Source organism: Thioalkalivibrio sp. ALE28 (assembly GCF_000377425.1).
In the GTDB taxonomy this organism is placed as follows: domain Bacteria; phylum Pseudomonadota; class Gammaproteobacteria; order Ectothiorhodospirales; family Ectothiorhodospiraceae; genus Thioalkalivibrio.
On sequence record NZ_KB898097.1, the window covers coordinates 140,561 to 164,742 of the forward strand.

25 protein-coding genes and 1 pseudogene are annotated in these 24,182 nt (G+C 62.9%); 7 read left to right on the forward strand and 19 right to left on the reverse strand.

What is annotated here, in order from left to right; genetic code table 11:
• Positions 1-263: 263 nt before the first annotated feature.
• Positions 264-497, reverse strand: coding sequence for a hypothetical protein (locus D105_RS0106840; protein ID WP_018866512.1), 234 nt, complete (start codon positions 495-497; stop codon positions 264-266).
• Between the two features lie 138 nt (positions 498-635).
• Here D105_RS0106840 and D105_RS0106845 point away from each other — a divergent pair, with 138 nt between their 5' ends.
• From D105_RS0106845 to D105_RS0106865, 4 genes are all read left to right on the forward strand, one after another.
• Positions 636-1,955: a rhodanese-like domain-containing protein gene (locus tag D105_RS0106845; RefSeq protein WP_018877949.1), complete on the forward strand. Its 1,320-nt coding sequence runs from the start codon at positions 636-638 to the stop codon at positions 1,953-1,955.
• 407 nt (positions 1,956-2,362) lie between these two features.
• The gene (locus D105_RS0106855; protein ID WP_018877951.1) at positions 2,363-2,974 is read left to right on the forward strand and encodes a TetR/AcrR family transcriptional regulator; all 612 of its coding nucleotides are present in this window, start codon (positions 2,363-2,365) and stop codon (positions 2,972-2,974) included.
• 38 nt (positions 2,975-3,012) lie between these two features.
• Entirely contained in the window at positions 3,013-3,504 is a 492-nt protein-coding gene (locus D105_RS0106860; protein WP_018877952.1) for a DsrE family protein, read from the forward strand.
• 72 nt (positions 3,505-3,576) lie between these two features.
• Positions 3,577-4,077 carry a DsrE family protein gene (locus tag D105_RS0106865; RefSeq protein ID WP_026280439.1) on the forward strand — a complete coding sequence of 167 codons (501 nt, stop codon included), beginning with the start codon at positions 3,577-3,579 and terminating at the stop codon, positions 4,075-4,077.
• Positions 4,078-4,159: 82 nt separating this feature from the next.
• On the opposite strand, the gene D105_RS0106870 is transcribed toward D105_RS0106865, so the two are convergent.
• From D105_RS0106870 to D105_RS0106890, 6 genes and pseudogenes are all read right to left on the reverse strand, one after another.
• Complete coding sequence (locus D105_RS0106870; protein ID WP_018877954.1) at positions 4,160-4,927, reverse strand: ABC transporter permease; 768 nt, start codon at positions 4,925-4,927, stop codon at positions 4,160-4,162.
• Positions 4,924-5,892: a daunorubicin resistance protein DrrA family ABC transporter ATP-binding protein gene (locus tag D105_RS0106875; RefSeq protein ID WP_018877955.1), complete on the reverse strand. Its 969-nt coding sequence runs from the start codon at positions 5,890-5,892 to the stop codon at positions 4,924-4,926. The genes D105_RS0106870 and D105_RS0106875 overlap by 4 nt, the downstream gene beginning before the upstream one ends.
• 95 nt (positions 5,893-5,987) lie before the next feature.
• Positions 5,988-6,398 carry a large-conductance mechanosensitive channel protein MscL gene (gene mscL / locus D105_RS0106880; protein ID WP_018877956.1) on the reverse strand — a complete coding sequence of 137 codons (411 nt, stop codon included), beginning with the start codon at positions 6,396-6,398 and terminating at the stop codon, positions 5,988-5,990.
• A gap of 80 nt (positions 6,399-6,478) precedes the next feature.
• Positions 6,479-6,700, reverse strand: a pseudogene (locus D105_RS14180) (antibiotic biosynthesis monooxygenase); the annotation flags it as partial.
• 269 nt (positions 6,701-6,969) lie between these two features.
• On the reverse strand, positions 6,970-7,110 hold the full coding sequence (locus D105_RS14185; RefSeq protein WP_018877958.1) for an antibiotic biosynthesis monooxygenase: 141 nt from the start codon (positions 7,108-7,110) through the stop codon (positions 6,970-6,972).
• Between the two features lie 119 nt (positions 7,111-7,229).
• Entirely contained in the window at positions 7,230-7,595 is a 366-nt protein-coding gene (locus D105_RS0106890; RefSeq protein ID WP_018877959.1) for a rhodanese-like domain-containing protein, read from the reverse strand.
• Positions 7,596-7,761: 166 nt separating this feature from the next.
• Between D105_RS0106890 and D105_RS0106895 the strand changes: the two genes are divergently transcribed.
• Positions 7,762-9,093: an ethylbenzene dehydrogenase-related protein gene (locus D105_RS0106895; RefSeq protein ID WP_018877960.1), complete on the forward strand. Its 1,332-nt coding sequence runs from the start codon at positions 7,762-7,764 to the stop codon at positions 9,091-9,093.
• 317 nt (positions 9,094-9,410) lie between these two features.
• Here the strand turns inward: D105_RS0106895 and D105_RS0106900 are convergent, their stop codons facing one another.
• From D105_RS0106900 to D105_RS0106920, 4 genes are all read right to left on the reverse strand, one after another.
• The gene (locus tag D105_RS0106900) at positions 9,411-9,713 is read right to left on the reverse strand and encodes a DUF3817 domain-containing protein (protein ID WP_018866523.1); all 303 of its coding nucleotides are present in this window, start codon (positions 9,711-9,713) and stop codon (positions 9,411-9,413) included.
• Between the two features lie 87 nt (positions 9,714-9,800).
• Positions 9,801-10,079: a hypothetical protein gene (locus D105_RS0106905; RefSeq protein WP_018866524.1), complete on the reverse strand. Its 279-nt coding sequence runs from the start codon at positions 10,077-10,079 to the stop codon at positions 9,801-9,803.
• Positions 10,080-10,190: 111 nt separating this feature from the next.
• Positions 10,191-11,825 (reverse strand): methyl-accepting chemotaxis protein, encoded by a 1,635-nt coding sequence (locus D105_RS0106910; protein WP_018877961.1) that lies wholly within the window; start codon positions 11,823-11,825, stop codon positions 10,191-10,193.
• Between the two features lie 311 nt (positions 11,826-12,136).
• Positions 12,137-12,763, reverse strand: coding sequence for a hypothetical protein (locus tag D105_RS0106920; protein ID WP_018877962.1), 627 nt, complete (start codon positions 12,761-12,763; stop codon positions 12,137-12,139).
• A gap of 275 nt (positions 12,764-13,038) precedes the next feature.
• On the opposite strand from D105_RS0106920, the gene D105_RS0106925 reads away from it, so the two are divergent.
• A complete protein-coding gene (locus D105_RS0106925) occupies positions 13,039-13,461 on the forward strand; it encodes a rhodanese-like domain-containing protein (protein WP_018866527.1) in 423 nt (140 codons plus the stop codon).
• Positions 13,462-13,595: 134 nt separating this feature from the next.
• Here the strand turns inward: D105_RS0106925 and D105_RS0106930 are convergent, their stop codons facing one another.
• Positions 13,596-14,075 carry a cupin domain-containing protein gene (locus D105_RS0106930; RefSeq protein ID WP_018877963.1) on the reverse strand — a complete coding sequence of 160 codons (480 nt, stop codon included), beginning with the start codon at positions 14,073-14,075 and terminating at the stop codon, positions 13,596-13,598.
• Positions 14,076-14,682: 607 nt separating this feature from the next.
• Positions 14,683-15,264 carry an OsmC family protein gene (locus D105_RS0106935; RefSeq protein WP_018866529.1) on the reverse strand — a complete coding sequence of 194 codons (582 nt, stop codon included), beginning with the start codon at positions 15,262-15,264 and terminating at the stop codon, positions 14,683-14,685.
• Positions 15,265-15,398: 134 nt separating this feature from the next.
• On the opposite strand from D105_RS0106935, the gene D105_RS0106940 reads away from it, so the two are divergent.
• Positions 15,399-16,454, forward strand: coding sequence for a GlxA family transcriptional regulator (locus tag D105_RS0106940; RefSeq protein WP_018876209.1), 1,056 nt, complete (start codon positions 15,399-15,401; stop codon positions 16,452-16,454).
• Positions 16,455-16,682: 228 nt separating this feature from the next.
• Here D105_RS0106940 and D105_RS0106945 read toward each other — a convergent pair whose 3' ends face one another.
• From D105_RS0106945 to D105_RS0106970, 6 genes are all read right to left on the reverse strand, one after another.
• Positions 16,683-17,762, reverse strand: coding sequence for a tetratricopeptide repeat protein (locus D105_RS0106945; RefSeq protein WP_018877964.1), 1,080 nt, complete (start codon positions 17,760-17,762; stop codon positions 16,683-16,685).
• A 773-nt stretch (positions 17,763-18,535) separates the two neighbouring features.
• On the reverse strand, positions 18,536-19,237 hold the full coding sequence (locus D105_RS0106950) for a hypothetical protein (RefSeq protein WP_018877965.1): 702 nt from the start codon (positions 19,235-19,237) through the stop codon (positions 18,536-18,538).
• A gap of 91 nt (positions 19,238-19,328) precedes the next feature.
• Positions 19,329-19,646: a HigA family addiction module antitoxin gene (locus D105_RS0106955; protein ID WP_018877966.1), complete on the reverse strand. Its 318-nt coding sequence runs from the start codon at positions 19,644-19,646 to the stop codon at positions 19,329-19,331.
• Between the two features lie 224 nt (positions 19,647-19,870).
• A complete protein-coding gene (locus tag D105_RS14190; RefSeq protein ID WP_231366845.1) occupies positions 19,871-20,194 on the reverse strand; it encodes a type II toxin-antitoxin system RelE/ParE family toxin in 324 nt (107 codons plus the stop codon).
• A gap of 1,466 nt (positions 20,195-21,660) precedes the next feature.
• The gene (locus D105_RS15070; protein WP_155987700.1) at positions 21,661-22,251 is read right to left on the reverse strand and encodes a hypothetical protein; all 591 of its coding nucleotides are present in this window, start codon (positions 22,249-22,251) and stop codon (positions 21,661-21,663) included.
• 164 nt (positions 22,252-22,415) lie between these two features.
• Positions 22,416-24,023: an RNA-directed DNA polymerase gene (locus tag D105_RS0106970; protein WP_155987701.1), complete on the reverse strand. Its 1,608-nt coding sequence runs from the start codon at positions 24,021-24,023 to the stop codon at positions 22,416-22,418.
• Positions 24,024-24,182: the final 159 nt, after the last annotated feature.

Genomic DNA, 24,182 nt, shown 5'->3' on the forward strand with positions numbered 1-24,182 from the left:
CGCACGTCCGCGCTCGAGTCGCTTTTGCGCGCGAACAAGGCGCGGTGACTGCCGTGCAGTCATTCTGCACAAGGGAACCGCAACGCTGTGCGCGCGCAAAAGCGGCCGAGCCCCTGCTTTCACTGGCTTGTGGGGTTGGTGCCCCCTGTTCCCCGATCCTGCGTTGCGCCGCTTGCGGGTAGAACCACTACCCGCTGCACGACGCGCCTTGTCTCGGAAAACAGGGGGCGCCAACGCGGACGTGCGATTCAATCAGCGTCTCCTTAAAGGCCGATCAGTTCGGCATGCACACCGGAGGCTGTGACCGTGTCCAGCAGCTTGCGGCTGTTGATGCGTTGCGGGTCGTACTCCACCACCATCAGGTGCGGGCGTTCATCGTGGCTGGACGCGGCCATCACGCCCGGGAGTTCGCGCAGGGCGTCCTGGATGCGTTCGCGGGCCGCGTGGTCGGTGTCTTCGTCGATGTGGATGGTGACATCCGCCATATGGGTGCTCATTGCGGGCTCCTTCGGCCGCGGGGCCGTGTGCCTACAACATGAATATAGACGCTGCCGGAGGCGGCTCAAGCACCGTGCCTGGCTGCCGCCGCCGCGGAGGGCTATGGTGAAGGGATGGATACGAACCGGAGAATCACCATGCGAGCGATCTGGCTGGGGCTGGCCCTTGCCGCGGTGGGCAGCAGTGCCGCGCAGGCCGATGTGCTGACGGGCGACACGCTGCTGGAGGCGGCGAACGCGGAGATCACCAACATCGACCAGGAGGGCCTGCAGGACCTGATCGCCAGCGAGCCCGACCACGTGGTGATTGATGTGCGCACACGTACCGAGATTGATCACACCGGCGGGCAGATCCGCTCCAGCGAGACGCTGAATATCCCGCGTGGCTGGATCGAGTTCGAGGTGCCCGGCGAGATCCCGGACAAGGACACGCCGATCGTCGTCTACTGCGGCCAGAACCTGCGCAGTGTGGCCGCCGCGCAGACCCTGCAGCAGATGGGCTACACCAATGTGTACAACTACCCCGGCGGCTTTTTCGAGTGGAAAGACGCCGGGCTGCCGCTGTATGTGCTGGACAAGGCCCGCGACTCGTTCCTCTACGACCGCCCGCAGGAGGTGACCGACGGCGTCTGGTCCGCGATCGGCGCGACCCAGCCCTCCACCTACGAGAACTCCGGCCACAACAACAACCTGTCGTTCATCATCACCGATGATGGCGTGGTGGTGATGAACGCCGGCGACAACTACCTGCTGGCCAAGTCGCTGCATCAGGAGATCAAGGAAATCACCGACCAGCCCGTGAAATACGTGGTACTGGAGAATGCCCAGGGCCACGCGATGCTCGGCATGACCTATTGGCAGGAGCAGGGCGCCACGGTCATCGCGCACAACGATGCCTGGCGCGAGATCGAGGCCAATGGTCAGGCGAGCCTGGAAGCGGCCGCCACCCGCACCCGCGACAAGGCGTTCATGACCGAGCTGGGCACGCCGGACGTCACCTTCGCCACCCGCCTGGACCTGGAGATGGGTGGTGAAACCATTCAGATCCGCTACCTCGGGCCGGGCCACGCGCCGGGCGATATCGCCCTCTGGGCGCCGGAGCGCAAGGTCCTGATCACCGGGGACCTGGCCTTCCATCAGCGCATGCTGCCGATCTTCGAGTACACCGATACCGCCGGCTGGATCGAGACCTGGCACGAACTGGAGGCCCTGGAGGCCGAGTACATCATCCCCGGCCACGGCGACCCGGTGAACGACTTCGACGTGTTGCGCCGCTACACCCACGATTATCTCGTGTACCTGCGCGAGGAGGTCCAGCGCATCCTCGACGAGGGCGGCACGCTGAACGATGCCTACAACATCGACCAGACCGCCTACCGCCACCTGGACACCTACGGCGAGCTGCATCGCCAGAACGCCGGCCGCGTGTTCCGCGCCATGGAGTTCGAGGACTTCTGAATCCCAATGCGGACCGTCCGGGTCCCTCGCCTGCGGGAAGCCAGCCCCTGCCGGTAGGGCGTGGGCAAGGCCTCAATCGCCGAGAGGGCTCGGCTCCTACTGGTCTGGAGCCAGCGTTTGCAGGAGGCCAGCCCCCTGGCCGATGGGGCGCTGGTCTGGAGCCAGCGTTTGTAGGAGGCCAGCCCCCTGGCCGATGGGGCGCTTGCAAAACCGCAATCGGCCGGAAACCCGGGCTCTTGTAAGGGCGAGGGTGTACGTGGATCAGCATTTCCCTGGGAAGTACACCGCGTACGCGAAGGTCGGTTGTGCGGAGAATGGGTCCTGGCGAGAAGGCAGTGCCGGGTCGCATGTGGCATTTCCCATATCTTCGCGCTAAATTAGAACGAACGTTCGGTTCGGTATTCGCGATGACAGAGAACCCGAAGCAATCCGTGCGCGGCGCCGCGCTGCGCAAACTGGTACTGGATACCGCGCTCGAGCGGTTCAGTCAGGATGGCTATTTCAATACCTCCATCCATGACATCCGGCGTCAGGCCGGTGTCTCCATCGGCTCGATCTATCACCACTTCGGCAACAAGGAGGCGCTGGCCAAGGCGCTGTACGACGAGCTGCTGCAACGCATGGATGCGGGCCTGGCCGAGGTGATGGAGCGCGAGAGCGGTTGCCGCGCACGCTGCGACGGGATCATCGCGTTCCTGTTCCGGGCCGCCACCGAGGCGCCGCAGACGATGCGTTTCGTGCTCGAGGCGCGGCACCGCGAGTTTCTTCCGGACGAGCCGCCGGTGTGCTCCTCGCAGCCGTTCCAGCGCATGCGCGAGTGCATCGAACAGGGCATGGCCGCCGGCGAGGTCCGGCCCATGGAGATCCCGGTGGCGGCCACCGTCGCGTTCGGTGGCGCCATCCGCCTGTTGCACCTGTACCTCGACGGCGTGCTCGAGAAACCCCTGGCGCACTACCTGCCCGAGACCCAGGAGGCCGCCTGGCGCGCCATCGCGATGCCCTCGGCTAACTGCCCGTAACCCGTTCTGCTATCGATGGCCCCAAAGGAGAATCCCCGATGAAGATCGTTGCATCCCTGTTCCTGCTGCTGACCCTGTCGCTGACCACCCTGAGCGTCCAGGCCGAAACCCCCACCGACGCCCGCGCCCTGGACGGCGTCGAGCAGGGCCGCGTCGTGTTCGACCTGAACAACAACGACCCGGAGATGCTCGCGCTGTATCTGATGGTGATCCGCGAGACCTTTGAAGACCTGACCGATCAGGGCGTGGACCCGGACATGATCCTCGCCTTTCGCGGGCGGGCCGTGACCATGGTCTCCGAGGATCGCGAGCGCTTCGACCTGACCGACTTCGACCATCTGGACGCGATCGAGGAGCACGTGGCGGCACTGAAGGAGAAGGGCGTGCGCATGGAATCCTGCGCCGTGGCCACCCGCCTGTTCGGCGTCGAGCACGGCGAGCTGCTGCCCGGCATCGAGCCGGTGCGCAATACCTTCGTGTCCCTGACCGGTTACCAGGCCCAGGGCTACGCGGTCATCCCGATCTATTGAGTCTTTAGGGTTCGGGTATCGAGCCCGGGGACGCAACACCCGGGCCTTCACCATGAAAGGAGGAGAACCACCATGCGAAATCGAATGCTGATCCTGTTGCTGGCCGTCCTGTTGCCGTTTGGCCTGGCCTCCACGGCGAGCGCCGAGGGCCTGGACAATCGCGAGGCCACCCAGGGCATCGAGACCATGCGCGCGGTCTACGACATGCGCAAGTCCGACCCCAACGTGATGCTGGCCTACCTGCGCGGCATCGCCACCAACCACGAGAACCTGCTCAAGGAGGGCGTGGAGCCCGATCTGCGCATGGTCTTTATCGCCGAGGCGGTCAAGTTCATCAATACCGACCCCGAGCCCGAGGTCGCGATCGATCACGCCGACACCCTGGAGGCGATCGCGAAGGCGGTGGATCGCCTGGACGAGCTGGGCGTGAAGATGGAGGTCTGCGCCGCCGCGACGCAGGCCTATGGTGTGGACAACGACACCATCCTGGATCCGATCCAGCCGGTGCGCAGCGGCTTCATCGCGGTGATGGGCTATCAGAACCAGGGCTACGCGCTGGTGCCGGTCTACTGATCCCGGAACCCTCTCACACGGGGCCTGCGGGGCCGTCGCGGGAAGCGGCGGCCTTTTTGGGTCAGCCGACGGGGTGCCACGCTCAGCCGCGCGCCAGTCGGCGGTTGAGCGCATAGACCGACAGCGGCGCGAACACCCCGGCAATGCCCAGGGCCCAGGCCAGCGACCACAGGGCCGGCTGCAGGGCCGGTCCGTTGGCGTTCATCAGGGCGCGGGCGGCCTCCGCCAGCAGCGAGACGGGGTTGGCCTGTACGAAGCCCTGCAGCCAGGTCGGCATCGTGTCCACGGGCACGAACGCGGAGCTGACGAAGGTGACCGGGAACAGCGCGGTAAAGCCAAACAGCTGCACATGCTCCGGGTCGCGCGCGATCACGCCGACCAGCACCATCACCCAGGAAAACGCCACCGCGAAGCTCAGCACCAGCGCGACCATCGCCAGCAGGTGCGCCCACGAGGTCTCCAGGCGGAAGCCGAGCAGAAACCCGACGATCAGCAACAAGGCAATACACAGCAGTTGCTTGACCACGTCCGCCAGGATGCGTCCGGCCAGCGGCGCCCAGCGCGGGATGGGCAGGGCACGAAAGCGATCGAATACGCCGCGGGTCAGGTCGGTGTTCAGGCCGTGGCCAACGTACACGGTGACAAACAGCATGTTCATCACGATCACGCCGGGCAGCACGAACGCCAGATAGTTCTCGGGCGAACCGGCAATGGCCCCGCCGAACACGAACAGGAACAGCACCAGGAACAGGATCGGCTGGATCGAGTAGTCGCCGAGTTCCCAGGGATTGCGACGTACCTGCACCAGGCTGCGCCAGGCCAGCGCCAGGGTCTGGTCAATGGCGTTCATGCCGCGTCCTCCCCGGCGTCCGGTTCCGCGTGGCCGGTGCCACTGCGCCCGGTCAGGGACAGGAACACATCATCCAGGCTGGCGCCGCGCAGCCCCAGATCGACCACCTCGATCCCGGCGTCGTCCAGGCGCCGCAACACGGCGGGAAGCAGCCCGGCATCCTGCACCGGCGCGCTGATTTGCGCCCCCTCGACCTGGGCCGCGCGTCCCGCGAGCCCGGTGACGATCCCGGCTGCGCGGTCGCTGGTCGCCGGGTCCGCCACTGTCACATAGAGGCTGCGCGCCCCGACCCGGGCCTTCAGTTCGGCGGCCGTGCCCTCGGCGATCACGCGGCCCTGGTCCAGCACCACGATGGAGTCGGCCAGGGCGTCGGCCTCCTCCAGGTACTGGGTGGTCAGCAGGACGGTGGTACCCGCCGCCTGCAACTGGCGCACCCGTTCCCACAGGTCGCGGCGGGCGCGCGGGTCGAGGCCGGTGGACGGCTCGTCCAGGAACAGGATACGCGGCCGTCCAACCAGGCTGGCGGCCAGGTCCAGACGTCGGCGCATACCCCCGGAGTAGGTCTGCGCGGGGCGTCGCCCGGCCTCCTGCAGCGAGAAGTCCGCGAGCAGCGCGTCCGCACGGAGCCGGGCATCGGCCCGCTTGAGGCCCAGCAGGCGGGCGATCAGGATCAGGTTCTCGCGGCCGGTCAGCTTTTCGTCCACCGAGGCGTACTGGCCGGTCAGGCCGATGATCTCGCGAACCTGCGCGGCCTCGCGGGCCACATCGAACCCGCCCACGCGGGCCGTGCCGGCGGTGGGCGCGAGCAGGGTGGCCAGCATGCGCACCACGGTGGTCTTGCCGGCGCCGTTCGGCCCCAGCAGGCCCAGGACTTGCCCGGTTGGTACCCGCAGATCGACGCCGTCCACGGCCCGCGTGGCGGCGAAGTCCCGTACCAGTCCCTGTACCTCGATGGCGTTCTCCAAACCTGTCTCCTGATCGGCTCTCCACGCTCGGACGCGGGCGGGGCGACCGGGTTCCGCCGGACAGTCCCGCGGGGTTGGCACCCCAGATTTTTCCCTTAGCCGTCCTGGCGCGCCTTCAGCAGGTCCCGGATCTCGGCCAGCAGCTTCTCCTCGTTACTGGGGGCCGGGGGTTCCGCGGGCCTGGCCTCCTCCTTGTGCTGGAGGCGCGCGATCATCTTGATGGCGGCGAATACCACGGCCGCAATGATCAGGAAGTCCACCACGCGCTTGATGAACACCCCGTAATTGATGGTGACCGCCGCCACGCCATTGTCGGCCTCGCGCAGCACGATCACCAGATCGGAAAAGTCGACCCCGCCAATCAGCAGGCCGATCGGCGGCATCACCACATCCGATACCAGCGACGACACGATCTGGCCGAACGCCAGCCCGATGATCACGCCCACGGCCATATCCACCACGTTGCCGCGCGCCACAAACTGCCTGAATTCGCTCACGATGCCCATGCCCTATCTCCCTTCAGTGGGTAACCCTGAAGCTATAGTCCAGCACGGGGGTAGTTGCGCGACGGGCAGGGCGGAGAGCGTCAGTTTCCGTGTGCGCGGCGCGAGTCGCGCGGGGCCTGGTCGCGCTCGTGCATGCCGTAGTCGCGCACGACTTCGGCCACGCGCAGGCGGTAGTCGGCGAAGATGCCGGCGCGCCCGGCCGCCTGCACCTGACGGTGTTCCTCGAGGTTGCGCCATTCCCGCACCGCGGCCTCGTCCCGCCAGAAGGACAGCGACAGCACCTTGCCGGCCGTGCTGAGGCTTCAGGGAGAGACTGATTAATGTACTCGCTCGCGTTGGTACCCCAGGTTTTCCGAGACAAGGCGCGTCGTGCAGCGGGTAGTGGTTCTACCCGCAAGCGGCGCAACGCAGGATCGGGGAACCTGGGGTACCAACCCCACAAGCGATTGAATGCAGGGGCTCGGCCGATTTTGCGCGGTGACTGCGTTGCGGTTCGCTCATTTAGCTCGGCTAAACTTCGCTCACCGCGCCTTGTCAGCACGCAAAATCGACTCGAGCGCGAGCGAGTACATTAATCAGTCTCTCCCCGAAAACGTTCGATGGAGATGAATCCGTCGATGTCCTTCAGGTGTTCGCGCAGGCTCGCTGCCGCATCCAGGTAATCCTGCTTGCGTTCGGAATGGGGCTCGACTTCAAAGATCACGGCAATCATGGCGGTTTCGCTATCAGAAAGACGAGGGCCGATTTAACCATGCGCGCAGGCGCAAGGTGGAAGCTGCGCCCGCCCGCGGAGGCTCGGGCGCACGGCCTGTCATCGATCAGGGGGCTTTCTCATTTTTCCGTGGTGTCATCCGGGTCCTGATAGGCGCGCAGTCCGCCCGCGATGGACTGGACATTGGTATAGCCCATATCCACCAGCTGGGCCGCCGCCAGTGCCCCGCGGTTGCCACCATTGCAGAAGCAGACCAGGGGCGCGCCCTTGTCAGGCACCACCCCTTCGATCTGGCGGGTGATGGAATCCAGCGCAACGTTGCGGGCGTTCGGAAGGCTACCCTTCTGGTACTCCTCCGGTTCGCGCACATCAATGGCAATGGCACCGGATGCCAGGTGGCCGTCTACCTGTTTCGGCTCAATTTCATCGATGCGCTCGCGCGCGGCCTGTGCGCGTCGGAGAAACGCTTCATCGTGGTGATTCATCCAGGTCTCCTTCGTTGAGGGTGTGCGGCTCCCGCCGGGTGCGGGTGCCAGCGTTGCACGGCCTCTGGCCGTGATTTCTGTCGGGACACCCGGGAGGAACCTACTAATTCCCTTGTGGTCGTAGGGAGTTCAGCATATCTTCATAGCCATATATAGGGAGAGCCAAATGAAGAAATCACTGATGGCCCTTGCGGTCGCCGCCGCCTGCCCGGCTCTGGCGCTGGCCGAACCCCGTGTCGTGGACACCGATCGTAATGTCTTTATTCCCACCGAAGAGGATGCCCGCGCGGTTCTGCGTGTCGCCGCGGTCTATAACGACGAAGACTTCCGCATCCATTACGAGTACGAGACCGACACCCCCAGCTGGTATCACCAGGTCTGGCGCTACGAGGATGGCGAGTGGGTGCGCTACGGATCCGGCGGACCGGGGCCGGACGAGCACGGCCTGTACGAGGACCGGATCTCCATGATGCTGGACGACGGCAAGGTGGAGGGCTTCGACCGCATGGGCGGGTGGATGACCGCGCACGACGGTATGCGCAGCCTGACCTCCGAGGTGGACGCGGATGCCGTTCGCGAGCATCCCAAGCTGGGCGGCGACCTCGGGCGCAGCGACGTGCGCAAGTACCTCCCGCAGACCCGCGTCACGGAGGATCCGGAAGAGGCCTCCTGGGATCAGGTCATCGATGACGAGGCCCTGGAACAGTTGCAGTCCGACGGTGTGTTCCTCGACCTGTGGCAGTGGCGCTCCCACCGCAGCCACCCGATGGGCTATGCGGACAACAACTACGTACTGCACTACCGCCTGTCGTCCGAGGGCACCAGCATGTTCACGACCAACTGGGATGACGACGCCGATCAGCCTGCCTGGATGTTCGATGCGGAGCAGGTCGGAGCCCCCGCCCTGGAGTGGGAGGCCCTGATCGCCCGCGAGTACGGGCAGGACGATGCCTATTACATCCACGAGGGCAACGCGGTTGCCTTTGATCCGGACCACGACTGGCAGGAAGGCGATGTGATCCCGCAGCGGTTCCTGCGGGAGCCGAGCGGCAGCCGCGGCGCGATCCGTGCCGATGGTGGCTACGAAGACGGCGCCTGGCGGATTGCACTCACCCGCACGCTGGAGGCCCCCAACGCCCGGGACAGCAAGACCCTGGAACATGGCGAGTCCTACAACGTCGCCTTCGCGGTTCACAGTGCCGCGGGCGCGCGCTGGCACCTGGTCTCGCTGCCGATGACCCTGGGGCTGGAAGACGGGGAGGCCGACATCGTCGCTCGCCGTGTCGATGGGAATCTGGACGAAGCCGACCTGGAATGGACCGAGGTGGAGGTGTTCTACCCGGGTCAGATCACCTATCAGTTCCTGCACAGCGACGACCACCCGGGCGGCGCGCTGGTGCGCGAGGGCGAGCAGGGCGTGCGTGATCAGCACGATCTCGACACCCTGCCGGGCTTCATCGTCGACATGGAGCAGCAGCTCCTGCGCGACGCAGACTGAGCCGGCACGGATCGGCACCACGTGCGCTCAGACCCGGACTCGTCTGGTGTCGACACTCTCGGCCGTGGAAGGGGTGCGCCCGACGCCCTTGCGCCACCAGACGTGCAGGGCAAGGCACAAAGCCTGACGTCGGGTCTCCTGCGCTCCGTCGTCCCGGACGCCGCGCAGCGGTGATCCGGGATCTCCGCCGGTGGGGCGGGCGCGGTCGGTGGCAAGGCCGGCGTGGGCGCTCCCGGCTCTACGCTCCGCTGAGGCCGGGATGACGTCGTGTGGGGCTCTGTGCCGGTCGGTCGCGCTTGAGCGGCGGCAGGTGCGTGTCAGGCCGTCTCGGCGTTGCCGGTGGGGGTGGTTTCGCGGCGGATCAGGTAGTCCACGTAGAGGAAGCCGAAGGGCACCACGCCGAGGAACAGCACCAGCAGCCATTTCCAAACCGGCCAGCCGCTAAGGTGGCTGGCCATCACCGACGCCGCGCCGTAGACGATGAACAGGATGCCGTGGACCCAGCCGACATAGGTGACGGCCAGGGGCATGTCCGCATAGGTGCGCAGCGGCATCGCGATAAACAGCAGGGTAATGAGCGACAAACCCTCGAGAACGCTGATCAGGCGGAAGAATTTCATAGGCGGGACCGGTGGGTCGGGAAACGCGGCGGAGGGTAGCACGAAGCGCGACGGGCGCCACGAAATGGACCCGGCAGTGTGGTCGGGTTAGTCCTTGCGCTGGTTGCGCGCGGATTGTGCGTAGTCCTTGGCCCGGGCGCGGATCTCCTCGAAGAACAGCGCCTCCCAGCGGGTGTTGCGTTCGTCCGGGGAGAGCGAGCCGTCGGCCTGCTCGTCTTTCAGGCGGGCATCGGCCGCCGCCTCCGCGTCGTCCAGGATCTGGCGAAAGACCTCCCTGGCAGCGGCCGCCCTGGGGTCGACCCCGTTGCGCTTGAGCACGTCGGCCAGCAGCGTGCCGCCCTTTTTCCACTTCGACCAGAGTCTCATGCGACCTCCCGGGAAAACGCCGGACGACTATACCGCCGCGGTCGTTGTGCCCGGAAGCCGGGTCCGGTGGCCGCCGTGGCGCGGGCCGCGCCTGGGTCGCCTGCGTGGGGATCAGGCGATGCGGTAGGCGGAGGCCAGGTCGCGTACCCGCGACGCGATATCCGCGACCTCCTGGCTGGCGGTCGCGGTCTGGCGCGAGCCATTGGCGGTGTCGCCGGTGATGTCGTTGATCGCGTAGATGTTGCGGTTGATCTCCTCGGCCACGGCGTTCTGCTCTTCCGCGGCGCTGGCGATCTGCGTGGTCATGTCGCTGATCCGACCGATGGCCTGGACGATGGATTCCAGCGCCTGGCCGGCGCGCTCGGCATCGTTGCTGGTGGCCTCGGCCATCTCGCGTCCGCGACCCATCGCGGTGACCGCGTTGCGGGTACCGGCCTGCAGGGCCTCGATCATCGCCTGGATGTCGGCGGTGGAGTCCTGGGTGCGCGAGGCTAGGGTGCGGACCTCGTCGGCGACCACCGCAAAGCCACGACCCTGTTCGCCGGCCCGGGCGGCCTCGATCGCCGCGTTCAGGGCCAGCAGGTTGGTCTGCTCGGCGATCCCGCGGATCACGTCCAGCACCGAGCCGATCTGCTGTCCCTTCTCGTCCAGGTTGCGCACGGTCTCTTCGATGGTGGCGACCTCGCCGGACAGGCGACCGATGTCGCTGACCACCGTACGCACGACCTCGCCCCCCGAGCGGGACTCCTGGTCGGCTTCCTGGCTGGAGGAGGCGGCATCGGAGGCGTTGCGCGCGACCTCCTGAACCGTCGCGGCCATCTCGTTCATCGCGGTCGAGACCTGCTCGGTCTGCGAACGCTGCTGGTCGATGTTGCCGTCGGTCTGCGCGCTGACCGCGGACAACTGCTCGGCGGCCGAGGCCATCTGGTCGGTCAGGGTACGCAGCTCGCGGATGGAATCCTGGAACTGGTCGAGCATGCTGTTCAGGGCGGTCGCGGTCGCACCGATCTCGTCGTTCGCGGTGACATTCACCCGGCGCGACAGGTCATGGTCGCCAGCAATCCCCTCCAGCGTCTGGCGCATGTGCGCGATCGGGAGCGCTACCGAGCGATAGGTCCACACCCCGGTAATCACGACCCCGATCAATACCACCAGCATCAGGGCGCCGCTGCGCACCAGCACCTGGGTGTAGAACTCCGATACCCGTTCGGCCTCCGCGCCGGCGACCTCGATCTGCAGGTCGACCAGCTCGGTGATCTGGTCGCTGATCGGGTCGATGCTGTCGTACAGCGGGCCGTTGAAGGCGTCGAGCTCGCCCTGCACATTGCCGGACATCCCGCCCAGCGCCGCCTCCAGGCGATCCAGGTCGGCGTTGGCCGCGCGGAACAGGGAGCGGGCGCCATCGGCGAGTTCCTGTTCCCGGGGCGTCAGCGTCGTGGCCAGGTAGGCCTCCCAGATCGTGGCGATCTCCGTGCGCGCCTCGCGCACGTCGGCCAGGGCCTCTTCCGCGGTCATGCGCCCGGCATCGGCCTTGTTCACGGCATCGATAACCAGCACCGCGTAGTTGTCCGCGATGGTCTTCAACTGCTGCAGGGGCACGACCCGGTCGTGGTAGATGTTCTGCACGCCTTCTTCGATATTGGCCGTGCCGCGGGCCGCCAGGGCGGCCAGCAGCAGGAGCGCGGCCACGGGTACCACGATGGTGATCACCAGTTTGGAGCGAACGGAGAGCGAGCGGCGGTTCATGCACGGGTCCTTGTATGGCCTGGAAGGGGTAAGCCCGAGGTACCGGGCCGGGAAATGCCGATCCATGCAGGCGTCCGTGCCCCGGTATTCCGGGTGCTGGCGTCGTGCGCGGACGGCTGCGGTGTTACCGGCAGGTGCCGCGCCTTGTTCGCGCGCATGGCAGCGGACGCCACCGGCGGCGGCATTACCCTGATGACAGATTAAACGGCCCCGCGCGCCAAACCTTGAGCCACATCAACCGTGCCGAGGGTCGCCCAAGGTGGCGGGTCGCCGGTTGGATCGGTACCCGCGGTCCTGGCCCGGCCGCCATCTCATTCCGGGTCGCGCCCGCTGGTCGATGCCAGTGTCTCGCGGATCCGCCGTAGATCGCGCACGTACTCCAGCATGGCCATCATGGCGTCGGCGAACAGGTAGGCCCCGAACAGGATCATTCCGGCCGCAAACAGCCCGGCCAGCGGCCACAGGAGGGCTGCAAGCACGGCCAGTGCCCAGCCGATTGCTTCCACCTGTTCCGCTTCAAGCCCGAACGCGGCAACGGCCGCGCCCGCGAAGGGTTCTGCGGCCGTCAGGGAGATCACCGACAGGGCCACCGCGAACAGGACCACGCCGGTTGCCAGCAATTCGCCCGCCAGCCGCATGCAGACGACAACGCAGGTGATGGCGGGATAGTCCCGGGTATCCAATGCTCCCAGTGCCCGGGCGCGGCGCCACAACAACGCGACCCAGGCGACTACGGCCATCCCGAACAGGATCTGCAGCAGGATCAGGGAGACGAGCGGCCACGGGAGCTCCGGTGTCTCCTGCGCCAGCATCCAGAAGGCCAGCGAGGCCAGCAGTCCGCCGAGGCCCGTCAGGGCGGCGATGCCGCGAAGCGCCCAGCCGGCCAGCCGCTGCAGGGGAAGCGTGCCTTCGGTTCCACCGGTCGTCTCGTCGGTCAAGGGGGCCTCCATGGGGGACGATTGCCCTTGCGATAGTGCCCGAAAATCGCTTCGAGCAGGCGAGAGACCGGTGATTCGGCCGGCGCGTACAACCACGGGGCCCAATGCATGCGGCATGGACTGGTGTGTGGAGGCGCTGCAGGGCCAGCGCGCGTGCGCGTCGGGCTTCGGGCCTTTTGCAATCATGCGGTGTTTCGCGAAATCTATCGGAACCAGGGGCGCCTGCTGAAGCGAACCCCGTGCGCCCTCACAACCCCGACGCAAAAGGAGCCTGCATGGTGAACGAGACGGACGATCCAAAGCTGGAGATCAGCGTCAACGCGGCCCGCGAGCTGGTGGATATTGGTCTGGCGGTGCTGCTGGATATCCGTCAGCCCTTCGAGCTGGAACTGGAGGGCGAGGTGGAAGGGGCGGTCCCGGTGCCCCTGTTCCGCCTGAAGCAGCTACTGGGTCGGGGCCTGTCGGAGGAAGAGCAGGAGCTGCTGGACGCGGACGAGCCGGATGATCGCGACTTCCAGCACTTCATCTCCCTGATTAACCGGCATCACGTCACCCAGGACCAGATCCTGCTGTGCCTGTGCAACAGCGGCCGGCGCAGCCTGCGCGCCGCCGAACTGCTGCGGGATCTTGGGTATACCCGCTGCCTTTCCGTTCGCGAAGGCTTTCGCGAGTGGCCCCGCGACGCCGCTACCGAATAAGGCGCGTACTCGCCTCCCTGCCTCGTTGCTGGCAATGCGCCGGCTCTCGGCGCATTGCGCAAAGGCTTGTCGTTCTGCCCGCCCGTTGGAACGAGCCCGGGGCGTCAAGCCCGGATGGCAGGGATCGGCTGGCCTCAGTGACCGTGTGTCTCGTGCGCGTCCACCGGTTCTTCGAACGCGATGAACAGGATGCAGTCCTCGTCCGAGATGCAGTGGGTGGTATGCGCCAGTCGCGCAGGGCCATAGGCGTAGGTCCCGGGCCGAAGCACTACCGGTTCCTGATCGTCATAGTCCACCTGCATCTCGCCCTGGACCAGCACCATGCGCTCGGCGCTGGTGTGCCAGTGATGGGGCGCGGTGCTGTTGCCGGGCAGCAGGAAGAACACATCGGCGTTGGGCTCGGCCGGGTCGCCCTGGAGGACGGCCAGGCGGCAGTCGTCGGGCATGAAGGCCGGGCAGGGGTTCCATTCGAGGTCGGGGGCGTCCGGCTCCCAGATGAAGGCCTGGCCGTCGTCGGCCGCCAGGCTCGCCAAGGGGGCGGCCAGTGCGAGCGCGGCGGCAGCCGTGGCCAGGTGGCGAAGCGCTCCCGTGGGGCGGGTCGAGTGGTCGTACATGAGGCACCTCCTGGGGTCCATGGCTTGGCCGGCCGCGGGCCGGGCGTAGCCTTTTCTCCGTCATGGGCCCCGCCACAGGGATGCGTGCGCGCGGCCTTTATCCAGGATTCTGGCTTGGCCCGGTCGGGGTGGCTTCCACAATCTTGCGGCGGGGGAGCGGATGTTGCGGTTACCACGTCGCACCTTCGCTACTGCGGCAGTGGTTCCGTACGCGCGCACCGAGGGGGCCGTACCGAAGGGGTCAGACCATGCCTTTTGCCCGTCCCGTGTTGCGGGCACAAGAGCCAAGGTCTGCCCCCCCGGTTGCCCGTGGGAGCCTGCTTGCAGGCGAAGCTCCTGCCCGTGCTGGATGTAGCAGGGGCCAGAGCCTCAATGGGTTGGCATGAAGCGAAAGGCAAGGTCGGACCCGTTGATTCTGCGGATCGCGCCAGCCTCGAATAACGGTGGGGAGCGAAGATGGGTCTCACGTTCGCGCCTTCGCTATAGCGCTGGACCGTCCCTGGTCCAGCCTTGGCCTTCGCAGCAGACGGCGGCGCGTACTGCTGGCGCCGCCGTCACCCTGTAAACCGGGTCGCTTGCAAGGGGCGCGTTCACCCAGGCGCTGACGTCAGGCCGCCGACCGCCCGGCATGAGAGACCCGTTCGATCCTGACGGGGACCGGTCGGCAGACCGTGTTGCAGACCGGCGAGTGGTCCTGCGCAAACCCGAGCAGGTCGTCCAGTTCTTGCTCGCTGCAGTCCGCGTCGATCTGCATCTGGATGGCGATGTCCTGGTAGCCCGCAGGGACCTCGTCATTAAGCGCCAGAAGACCTTCCAGATTGATCGTTCCTTTCAGCTCGGTCGAAAGCGAATGGATACGAATACCCCGGGCGGTGGCGTGCAGCACGGTCGTCGTGGTCACGCATCCCGCCAGTGCATGGAGCAGGTATTCAACCGGGTTGGCGCCCTCGTTTTTGCCGAGTAGTACCGGCGGTTCCCCGTTGGTGAATTCCCACCCGGTATCCCGCGAGGCGTCTTCGGCACCCGCACCATAGAAGTCCTTGATGGTCGATCGATTCTCGCCTCCGCTGATCCAGGTGTTGCGGGCGCGGAACTCGAACTGCGCGAGTTCGCGGTTGTCCTGCAGGGCCTGCACGGTCGTGGTCATCTGATCCACGTTCAGGCCGTTCATCGTGTTCTGCGTGTTCATGGCTGTTCTCCGTTTGAGAAGGGACCATTGCGCGCCATCGGATGGTGACGCAGCTTTAGGCTATAACCGGGGAATCGACCGCATAAGCGGCAGACGAGCCAGAAGCGTGGCGTTCGTGCCACCGGAGGACGCAGATGAGCCGCTCGGACATGCCTGTCGAGGTGCTGATCGTTGCCGTCCCCGAAACCGCAGGTTCCGCGCTGTACGGCATGGTGGACGTGCTGTCGGCCGCCGGGAATCTCTGGCAACGCCTTCGCCATGAGCCCGTCAGCCAGGCCGGGTTTCGGGTGCGCATCGTCGCCCGCGAACGCAAGCCTTTTCTGTGCGGAAACGACATTCCGGTGCAGCCGCATTGCGCGATTCGCGACCAGCCGGAGGCGTCCATCGTGATCCTGCCCGAGCTGTGGCTGGGCCCGGATGAATCCTTCCATGGCCGGTACCCGGAACTGATGCGCTGGGTTCGCGACTGTTACGAGGGCGGGAAATCGATCTACTCGGCCTGTTCCGGCACCATCATGCTGGCCGAAACGGGTCTGTTGGCCGGGTGTGCCGCCACCTCGCACTGGGGGTATCAGGACCTGTTCCGGCGCGACTATCCGGAAGTACGATTCCTGCCCGAACCCAATCTGGTCCTGGCGGACCCATCGGGGCGGATGGTCAGTGCCGGGGGTACCACGTCCTGGCACGATCTGGCCTTGCATATCATCGCGCGCCATCTGGGCCCGGTGGAGGCCATCCGCATCGCCAAGGTGTATCTACTCAAGTGGCACGATGAAGGCCAGGGGCCTTATACCCCGCTGGTGCTGAAATCCGACCATACCGACGCCCGAATGCGGCAGTGCGAGGACTGGCTGGGCCAGCATTTTGCCGAACACTCCGCGATCCGCTTGCTCACCGAGGAATCCGGCCTGGCCGAACGCACCCTGAAGCGGCGTTTCAAGCAGGCCACCGGCGTATCCCTGGTGCATTACCTGCAGAACCTGCGTATCGAAAGGGCCAAACACCTGCTCGAGACTACGACGATGTCCATCGAGGAGATCAGCTTTGCTGTCGGATACGAGGACGTATCTTTTTGTCGGGAGCTGTTCCGGCGGCTGACGGGCACCACCCCGGGGCGTTATCGCAGGCTCTTCTTTGCCGGCACGGACCTGGATGCCCGGCAGGCCCATCCGGACAAGGCCGCGAGCTGAAGACTGGATAGGGTCAAGATGGGTGTCCCCTTCGCAGGCCGACACCGTCATCGCGAGGCGCGCAGCGCCGTGGCGATCGCTGACGGGATGCCCGGGCGCTGGCCGAGGCGGACGTCGGGGGCTGCGTTTGGAGATGGCCACGGCCCCTGCGGGGCATCGCCATGACGGGGCGGGGGGGCGAGCTGGTCGGCCTCTGCTTGCTGCGCTTCGGCTGCCCGCGCTGGTGGTCTAGCGGGAGATCTCGGCCTTGCGCGCCTCGGCGTCGCGGCGTTGCTCCGGGGTGAGCTGCTGGTGGACGTAGTCGCGGGCCGCCGCGGCCGGCTTGTGGCCCTGATCGGCGGCGCGCGCGAACCAGACCCAGGCGCCGGGCAGGTCGGCCTCCACGCCACGGCCCTCGGCGAGCACGATGCCCATATTGTACTGGGCCGGGGCCAGCCCCTGCCGCGCCGAGGCCAGGTACCAGGCGGCCGCGGCCGACTCGTCCTGAGTCACTCCAAGCCCCCGTTCCAGGAGGACACCCAGGTTCGCCTGGGCCTGGGGATGGCCGGCTTCGGCCGCGGCGCGATACCAGTGGGCCGCCGCCGTCAGGTCTTCCTGCGTGCCGTTGCCGTCGCGGCAGAGGTTGCCCAGGCGGGCGGCGGCGTCCGGGTCTCCGGCCTCGGCGGCTTGCCGATACCAGTGGGCGGCCCCGGCCATGTCCGTTGCCACACCGTCGCCCTGTTCCAGGGCCAGGGCGAGGTTGAAGGCCGCGTCACGGTGTCCCGCCTCGGCGGCCCGGGCGTAGTACTCGGCTGCCGCAGCCCGGTCGCGCGCGCATCCGCTGCCTTGCTGATGCGCGACGCCGAGACTGTTCAGGGCGTCGGGGTCGCCGTGCTCCGCGGCGCGTTTCCACCAATGGACGGCCTCGGTGGCGGCGGCCTCGTCGCCCGCGTTCTGCAGCAGCACGGCCAGGTTGTTCTGCGCCACGACGTGACCCGCCTCGGCCGCGTGGCCATACCAGTGTCGGGCGGCCTCGGTATCGGCCGGGTCCGCCTTCTCCGCCATCACACCCAGGTTAAAGCTGGCATCGCTCAGCCCCTGCGCCGCGGCCTGTTCCCAGTACCCGCGCGCACGCTCGGTATCGGCCTCAAGGCCCAGACCGTCGGCATACAGAATCCCCATGCCCAACTGGGCCCAGGCGGAGCCCGCCTCGGCGCTGGCCGACCAGAGCTCCCCGGCGGTCCGATAGTCGCCCCGTTCGAACGCCGCAAAGCCCTCCTGATCGGCTTGGCTCGGCCCTTCGGGCGGTTCTTGGTCTGGGGAGTTCATGGCGGTGGTTCTCGCTGGCATTGTTTGCTGAGCGCCCGAGCATACAGTCTGGCCACCCGTCCGCAAGCAACCCCGGGCGCTGACCGCACGTTGCGGAACGGAAACGATGGGTCTCCTCGTCTTCGTCGCCCCTCTGAGGTTTCATCACGACGGAGAAGCAAACACCGTCATCGCGAGGCGCGTAGCGCCGTGGCGATCTCTGTGGATGTCCTTGGCGCTGATCGAGGCGGACGTCTGGGGTCGCGTTCGGAGATGGCCACGGCCCCGGCGGGGCCTCGCCATAACGCGGCAGGGAACGTGGGTGTCCTAGTCTTCCGTTTTTGCCCATGAAACTGCACGTCTAAGGCTATATCTGGGCGAGCAGAGCACATTCACGTCCTGTGTTTCAGACACATATCGAGGTCCGACCCCGTAGTGACAAACTCGCCAGCACACTTATCGAGGTCCGACCTCGTAGTGATTAGCATTTTTCTCGCAGCAGTTGTTGCATTTTCTGCAACAACTGAATCTCGTTCTAACCCCGCGTAAGCGAAGACGACCGCTGGCACTGCGCCGACACCATCCCACCCCGCCGATCCTGGGCACGGGGCTGCTGCCACTCATTTAGTGGATGGTCCTGCCGCTCCTATTGATCTGGTTCGTCTGCCGTCAGGTGAGGGGGCGGCTGGCCTTGACGAACGAGTAGGGACACCGAAGGGGTCAGGTCTTGCCTTTTGCCCCTGTCGTGGCAGGGAGGCAAAAGGCAAGGTCTGACCCCTATGCCCCACGAATTGTTAGGTGTTAATCTGGCCCGAGTAGTCTGAAATCCGTTGGTTACGAGATTCGATGAACGACTCAACTCTCTTCTTGTAGAGGAGGTAGTCCTCGACATTCCTAAAATCTGGTGGCGATTTAAAATCGTCGAACGGCAAGTAGAACTTCACGCCCCCATTTTCATCCACCAGATCGTTGAGAAGGAAGAAGTCGATGTAGCCATTGAATGTATCGAACAACTGAAAAAACGAAGAATATCGCCTAAGGGTATCCTCTAACGGGTTTGGCTCGCCGATGTAGAAGCGTCGGATGCACTCCAATGGTAAGTCAAATCGGTCATCGATTAGCCGCAGTATTCCTCTAGCCTGATTAATTGTCTGCTTCCGGTCAATCTGCCTGTTTGGGAAAATAGTGTATGCACCAATTGTTGACCCGCGATCGAGAAGCTCCTGCACCTCCGTCGGTAATTGTGTCGTCAGCCATTTCTTCTTTTTCTGCTTGCTGTAGGAGTGGGTGATAGCGTCACTCCCTAATGAAAATTCGCCCAACGCAGAGTGATGGTATAGGTAGTAACCAGGCTTATCGATGCTTAAGTCGAACAGGTCGCCACTTGGTAAAGGCTTGCTCCAGAGAAGCTTGTGGTAGGTTCGCAGTGTGGGGCTGGTGACATCCGGATCGCCCCCATTTGCGTCACTGTACATATTGATTGTCGTATCGATCATGGCTCTTCTTGGTCGGTCAGACACCTAAGACTGCCGCGCTGGACGCAGGTAACGTGGGTGTGTTCGTGCCGTTAGCGCGCGTTTCCCGGAGCTACGCAGCTGGCTGCCCGTTTTCTCTGTGCCCATCGAACCGCATCTTTTGTACGGCGTCCAGCTTCACGCTCTTCCGTGCACACCAGAGGTCGTGCTGGTCCTGCATGGCCAGCCAGCTTTCCGGCGAACGGCCGAGCGTTTTGGACAGACGTAGCGCCATCTCCGGGCTGACCCCGCTGCGTCCCTGCAGGACGCGCCCCAGGGTGGAAGGCGACACATCGAGCTTGCTGGCAAGCTGGCGGGCACTCAGTCCAAACGGCTCCAGGTAGACCTCGCGAATGAACTCGCCCGGGTGCGGAGGCTTGTGCATGGTCATCAGTGATAATCCTCGTAGTCGAGGGAGACGCTCACTCAATAACGCGCTTGCGTTGGTGCCCCCTGTTTTCCGAGACCAGGCGCGCCGCGCAGCAGGTAGTGGTTCTACCTGTAAGCAGCGCAACGCAGGATCGGGGAACAGGGGGTACCAACCCCGAAGGGGCTCGGCCGCTTTTGCGCGCGCACTGCGTTGCGGCTCCCTTGTGCAGAATGACTGCACGGCAGTCACCGCGCCTTGTTCGCACGCAAAAGCGACTCGAGCGCAACCGCGCTATTGAGTGAGTGTCTCCCTGGAATCTGGACATTGCCGTCGCGGAACTCAAAGGTCAGGCGCCAGTTGCCACTGACCCGGATGCTCCAGCGATCCTGTGCGGTGCCCTTGAGTCGGTGCAGGTGGAACCCGGGGATATCCATGTCTTCGATCGTGGACGCGGTATCCAGGGCCGCCAGTTGCATCCTCAGACGTCCTGCATGTCGAGGTTGGATGCCAGTAACGCTGCCCGACTCGTAGAAGCGGCGCAGTCCCTTGTGCCGAAACGACTTGATCATGTCTTGAGTGTGGCAGATTGCGCAATACGCAACGCCTGGCGCACGAACCCAGGATCGAAGAAAGTGGGTGTCCTCACTGCTGTCGCGCGATGGATGTGCTGGAACCGGTACTGGCCTCAGCATCGCTGATCGTGCTGGGGGCCCTGGTGCTGCTGGCTTACATGATCGTGATGTACCCAAAGCGGGACATCTAAGGTCACTATCCCGCGCGTTTCATCGCCGTAGTGCGACGGGCCTGAAGACTGCCCGTGCTCTTTGGTGGGGGAATGATCACGCCGGGCCACTGCCCGTGATGCGTCACAGCAGCAGGACTGCGAGGAGATGGGTGTCCTCTTTCCCGGCCGCGTACAACGGCAGGGAAGAAAGTGGGTGTCCTCTTCTTCGCTCTACATCGCTCCGGTCGCTCACCAAGGTCCGTCCCCTTATTGTCTACGCGCTCTAACAAAAAATACCTGAGGTGATTGCCCCTATCAGGCCAACGGCGACAATCGCTATCGCTATTCTATTTCCATTTCTTTGTGTTTTTTGGCTATCATTGTGTTTCTCTTCATCTTTCTCGTGTTCTGACAGCGTAATAAGAGCCTTGGGTTCTACCTTATACGCTTGGCTTGTGTTCTTGCTAAGGTCTCCGCTTTCTACAAGAGACTCAAATAGCATGGTTAAATGATTCTTGTCTTCGGTGTGTCGAGGATGGCGAAACCATTTCGTCGACCTAATCTCAACACCCAAAAGTACAGGATTAAGGGCGATGTTAGGGTTGTGTAAGTTCTTTTCTATAAGAAGCTGTAAAAGTTCGATCCTTTGAAACCGAGTCAATGTTCGGCGAGCGAACTGGTATGCCGATACTGTTTCGTATAACTCAAGTAGGCGATGCCACCGTATACCTCTCGCTAGCACAAAAGAGAGAGGCTTCGTGTACCGTATTTGCCAACCTCGGTAGTAATGATCTATGACTATTTGGATGTCTTTTCTTCTGATATTATATTTCTTTATTCTAGCGCGAAGTCCTTCTGCATTCGTCGTCCATATTAGTCCGCAGTAGGCTGAGTGATTAGCGCTCTTGACAAGAAAACTATTGGTCCTATTTTTGTCTTCTAGGTGCACTGAAAAAAAATCGTTTTGCGCAGACCGTTCCCCGGTCAAGGGGATCATAGGCGGCGCTGGGCGTCGGAGGGCAAGCCTGATTGCATAATCAAGAAACATGGTTTTCGGCATTTTGTAATGTTCTACTATAAAAATTCAACAGATTCTGTTTTGCATGTTCGGCGCGGTGCGCGCCGTTCAGTGAATGGGTAAGAGATAGGAATACGGTCAGACCTTGTTCGTTCCCTCCCTTCTCCACAAGGGAAGGGCTTGGTCTGACTCTAGGCCGTGCGGGCCGACCCCGTATAGTGCGCCCAGTGAACGCCGCATCCCGCGACGCAAAGCAAAAGATGGGTTTCCTCTCGTGTGTTTTCTCTTTCCTCCTAGAACGGCGTGTCTAGCTCAATTCCTCTAGCGTCCAAGAATCTTAACAACCGGTCGAAGACCTCTGCTTTTGACTTTCCACCGGATGTTCGAAAGATTAGATGTTCGACAGAGAATCGATAATGCAACGCTCTGCGAGGATTGAAAAATCCGGCAAACTCCCATTGCGGCTCATTTGATGCATACCTCAATCCAAGATAGATGAGCAGCTGCCTGATATCGCGACCCGAAATATTACGGCTTATTGTTTTCACCTCATAGAGAGTGTCGCCTGCGCTTAGATCTGCGAAACAATTGCCTAAAAACCCAGCGCCTTTAATCTTCGGTCGAAACTCCAAGGTCGGATGACGCGGACCTAAGTGGTCAAAAAAGTAATGGTACTGTTCCGCCAGCCTGAATCCCTCGTCGAGTTCAACGGGATTCAGCAAGATGGAGTCGTCGTCGCTTTGATACCGACTCAAAAATTGAACAGCTTTTTCATATAATTCCTTGACTCGATTGTCGTCCTTGGATAGCGCATTGACAGTTAAACCGGAGCTATACGATGCCTCGGCGGCGCAGTACGCAAACTCAGCAACCAGGTCATGCATCTCAACTTCTGGTGCGATTGGTATCCGAGTGCATTTGCTAGAGGGTAGGTGGCTCAACTCCTCGCCGTGCGCCTCGTTAAAGATCCTCACGAATGAGGGCGTTAAAAGAGGGAGGGCGTCTTCCCAAAAGCCATTGAAAACGGACGCGACAGTCTTTTCCGAAATTATAGAGGAAGCCATCGTTCTTTCTGCATCCGATCAGCGAGCCACGCGCGCGCCAAGTTGTCCATAGGGCTCCACGTGGCCTTCGTATGAGCTCTCCAATGCTTTCCTTCGTCTCCTAGCACATAGGAAGCCCCGATAAAATATCGTTTCTCCCACTCCGAGAGGCCAGCGTACTGTCGTCGTAGATCTGTGAGCCAATAGTGGCACTTCCAATTTGCCATTGCGAGTATGATTTGCCGTTTGATCAGTGGGTTCGTTGCCCGATCGTAGATTTCTATAAAGATTTCCTCTTTCCTGGCATTTTGATTTCGAGACAACGCCTGGAGGTAGAAGCTAAGGTTCAGGTCTACGCTAAGCAAGTAGGAGTCGCTTTCATATAGTCTAATGAGTTCATGATCTACGAACTGCTTGCCGGTGTCCGGGAGCTGATCATACACACCACGGACTGCTCTCATTACCGTAACAAATACCGGTGCAAGAACTTCAAGGTTGCTCTCGCTTAGCAAGGTCGTAACGGCCTTGTGTTGCTCTTCGGGTTCGAGAGCCTGAATTGCCTTAATCGCTTGTTTGGTTACGGTGGAGTCGATGTTTGTCTTCGCGACCTCGCGTCCAAGTATTCCTACAATGTCGATATTCGACATCGCCGCCTTAAGCGCTTCATAGTCGTCCTCAGCGGTTTCGGAGTACGGATCGTATCGTAATGTGATATTGAGGAGCTTCTGTTCCTCATCCGCGAGTGGGTCTTTCGCATCTTTTGGATCAAGGAGTTTAGTCGAGGCGCGAAATTCTTCGGAACTTAGGATCTTTGTTTTATTCTTTTGTAGAACCAGGCCTTCGTTAATAAGGCTTTGCGAGAGTAGGACAAGTACACGATAGGCGTCTTTCTTGTCGCTACAAAAGATCGAATAGTCGTCTGCATATCGGCAGAATTCAACCTTGTTCCGAAGTAATAACTTATCCGTGGAGTCCAAGCACAGCTCAGATAGGATTCGTGAGGCCGGGCCGCCCACTGGAAGGCCATAAGATACGTTCTTTGAAAAATTCCCTAGAAGACGCATTATTCTTCTTGGGATGTCGCTGGTGTCTGGAAGTCGGTTAAGGGCGTTCTCGAGGCGATGGTGATAGATTCGCGGATAGAAGTCCGCGATGTCCGTAATTACCACGTAACTGAATTCCTGGCTTAAATCAAAGGAGCGTTGGCGGTAGTCTTTCCAAGAGCTATCGGAGAAGAGTTTAGCGTCGTCGTCAGTCCACGAAAACCTATATGAATGAATCGCTTGCTCGTCGATCGGCACTCGCTGTTGCTCGATTTGTTCTGCCAGCATAACCACTAATGCTAAGTAGTAGGCGTTCCAGAAAGGTTCGATCTGGGTGGCCCATCGGAATCCGGTGTAACCAACTTGTGTGAGAGTTTCAAGGCTATTCGGCGGGAACCTGGCGATGAAGTCGTCAAAATTGGAATGCATGTCAAGCAGCAAAGCTTTGCATTCATCGGGTTTGTCGTGAAAGATCAATGTCTCTAGTGGAAAAGGAAAAACGTCAGTATCGCCGTGTTTGGCTATATTTTTTAAGGAAAGATCGATTGCGTCTTCTATTTTCATATTCATTAGCTAGCGGCAGTCGCGACCGTTTTTAGAACGTTTGTCTTTTGTAGGTCCTTGCCAGAGACATAGGAGTGGTATGGAACGGGAATGGGTCTTGGCTGAACGTTGGCGCGGGATATGCCGCGTGAGGCTGGAGCACGGGTAAGCGTGGGTCTATTTCGG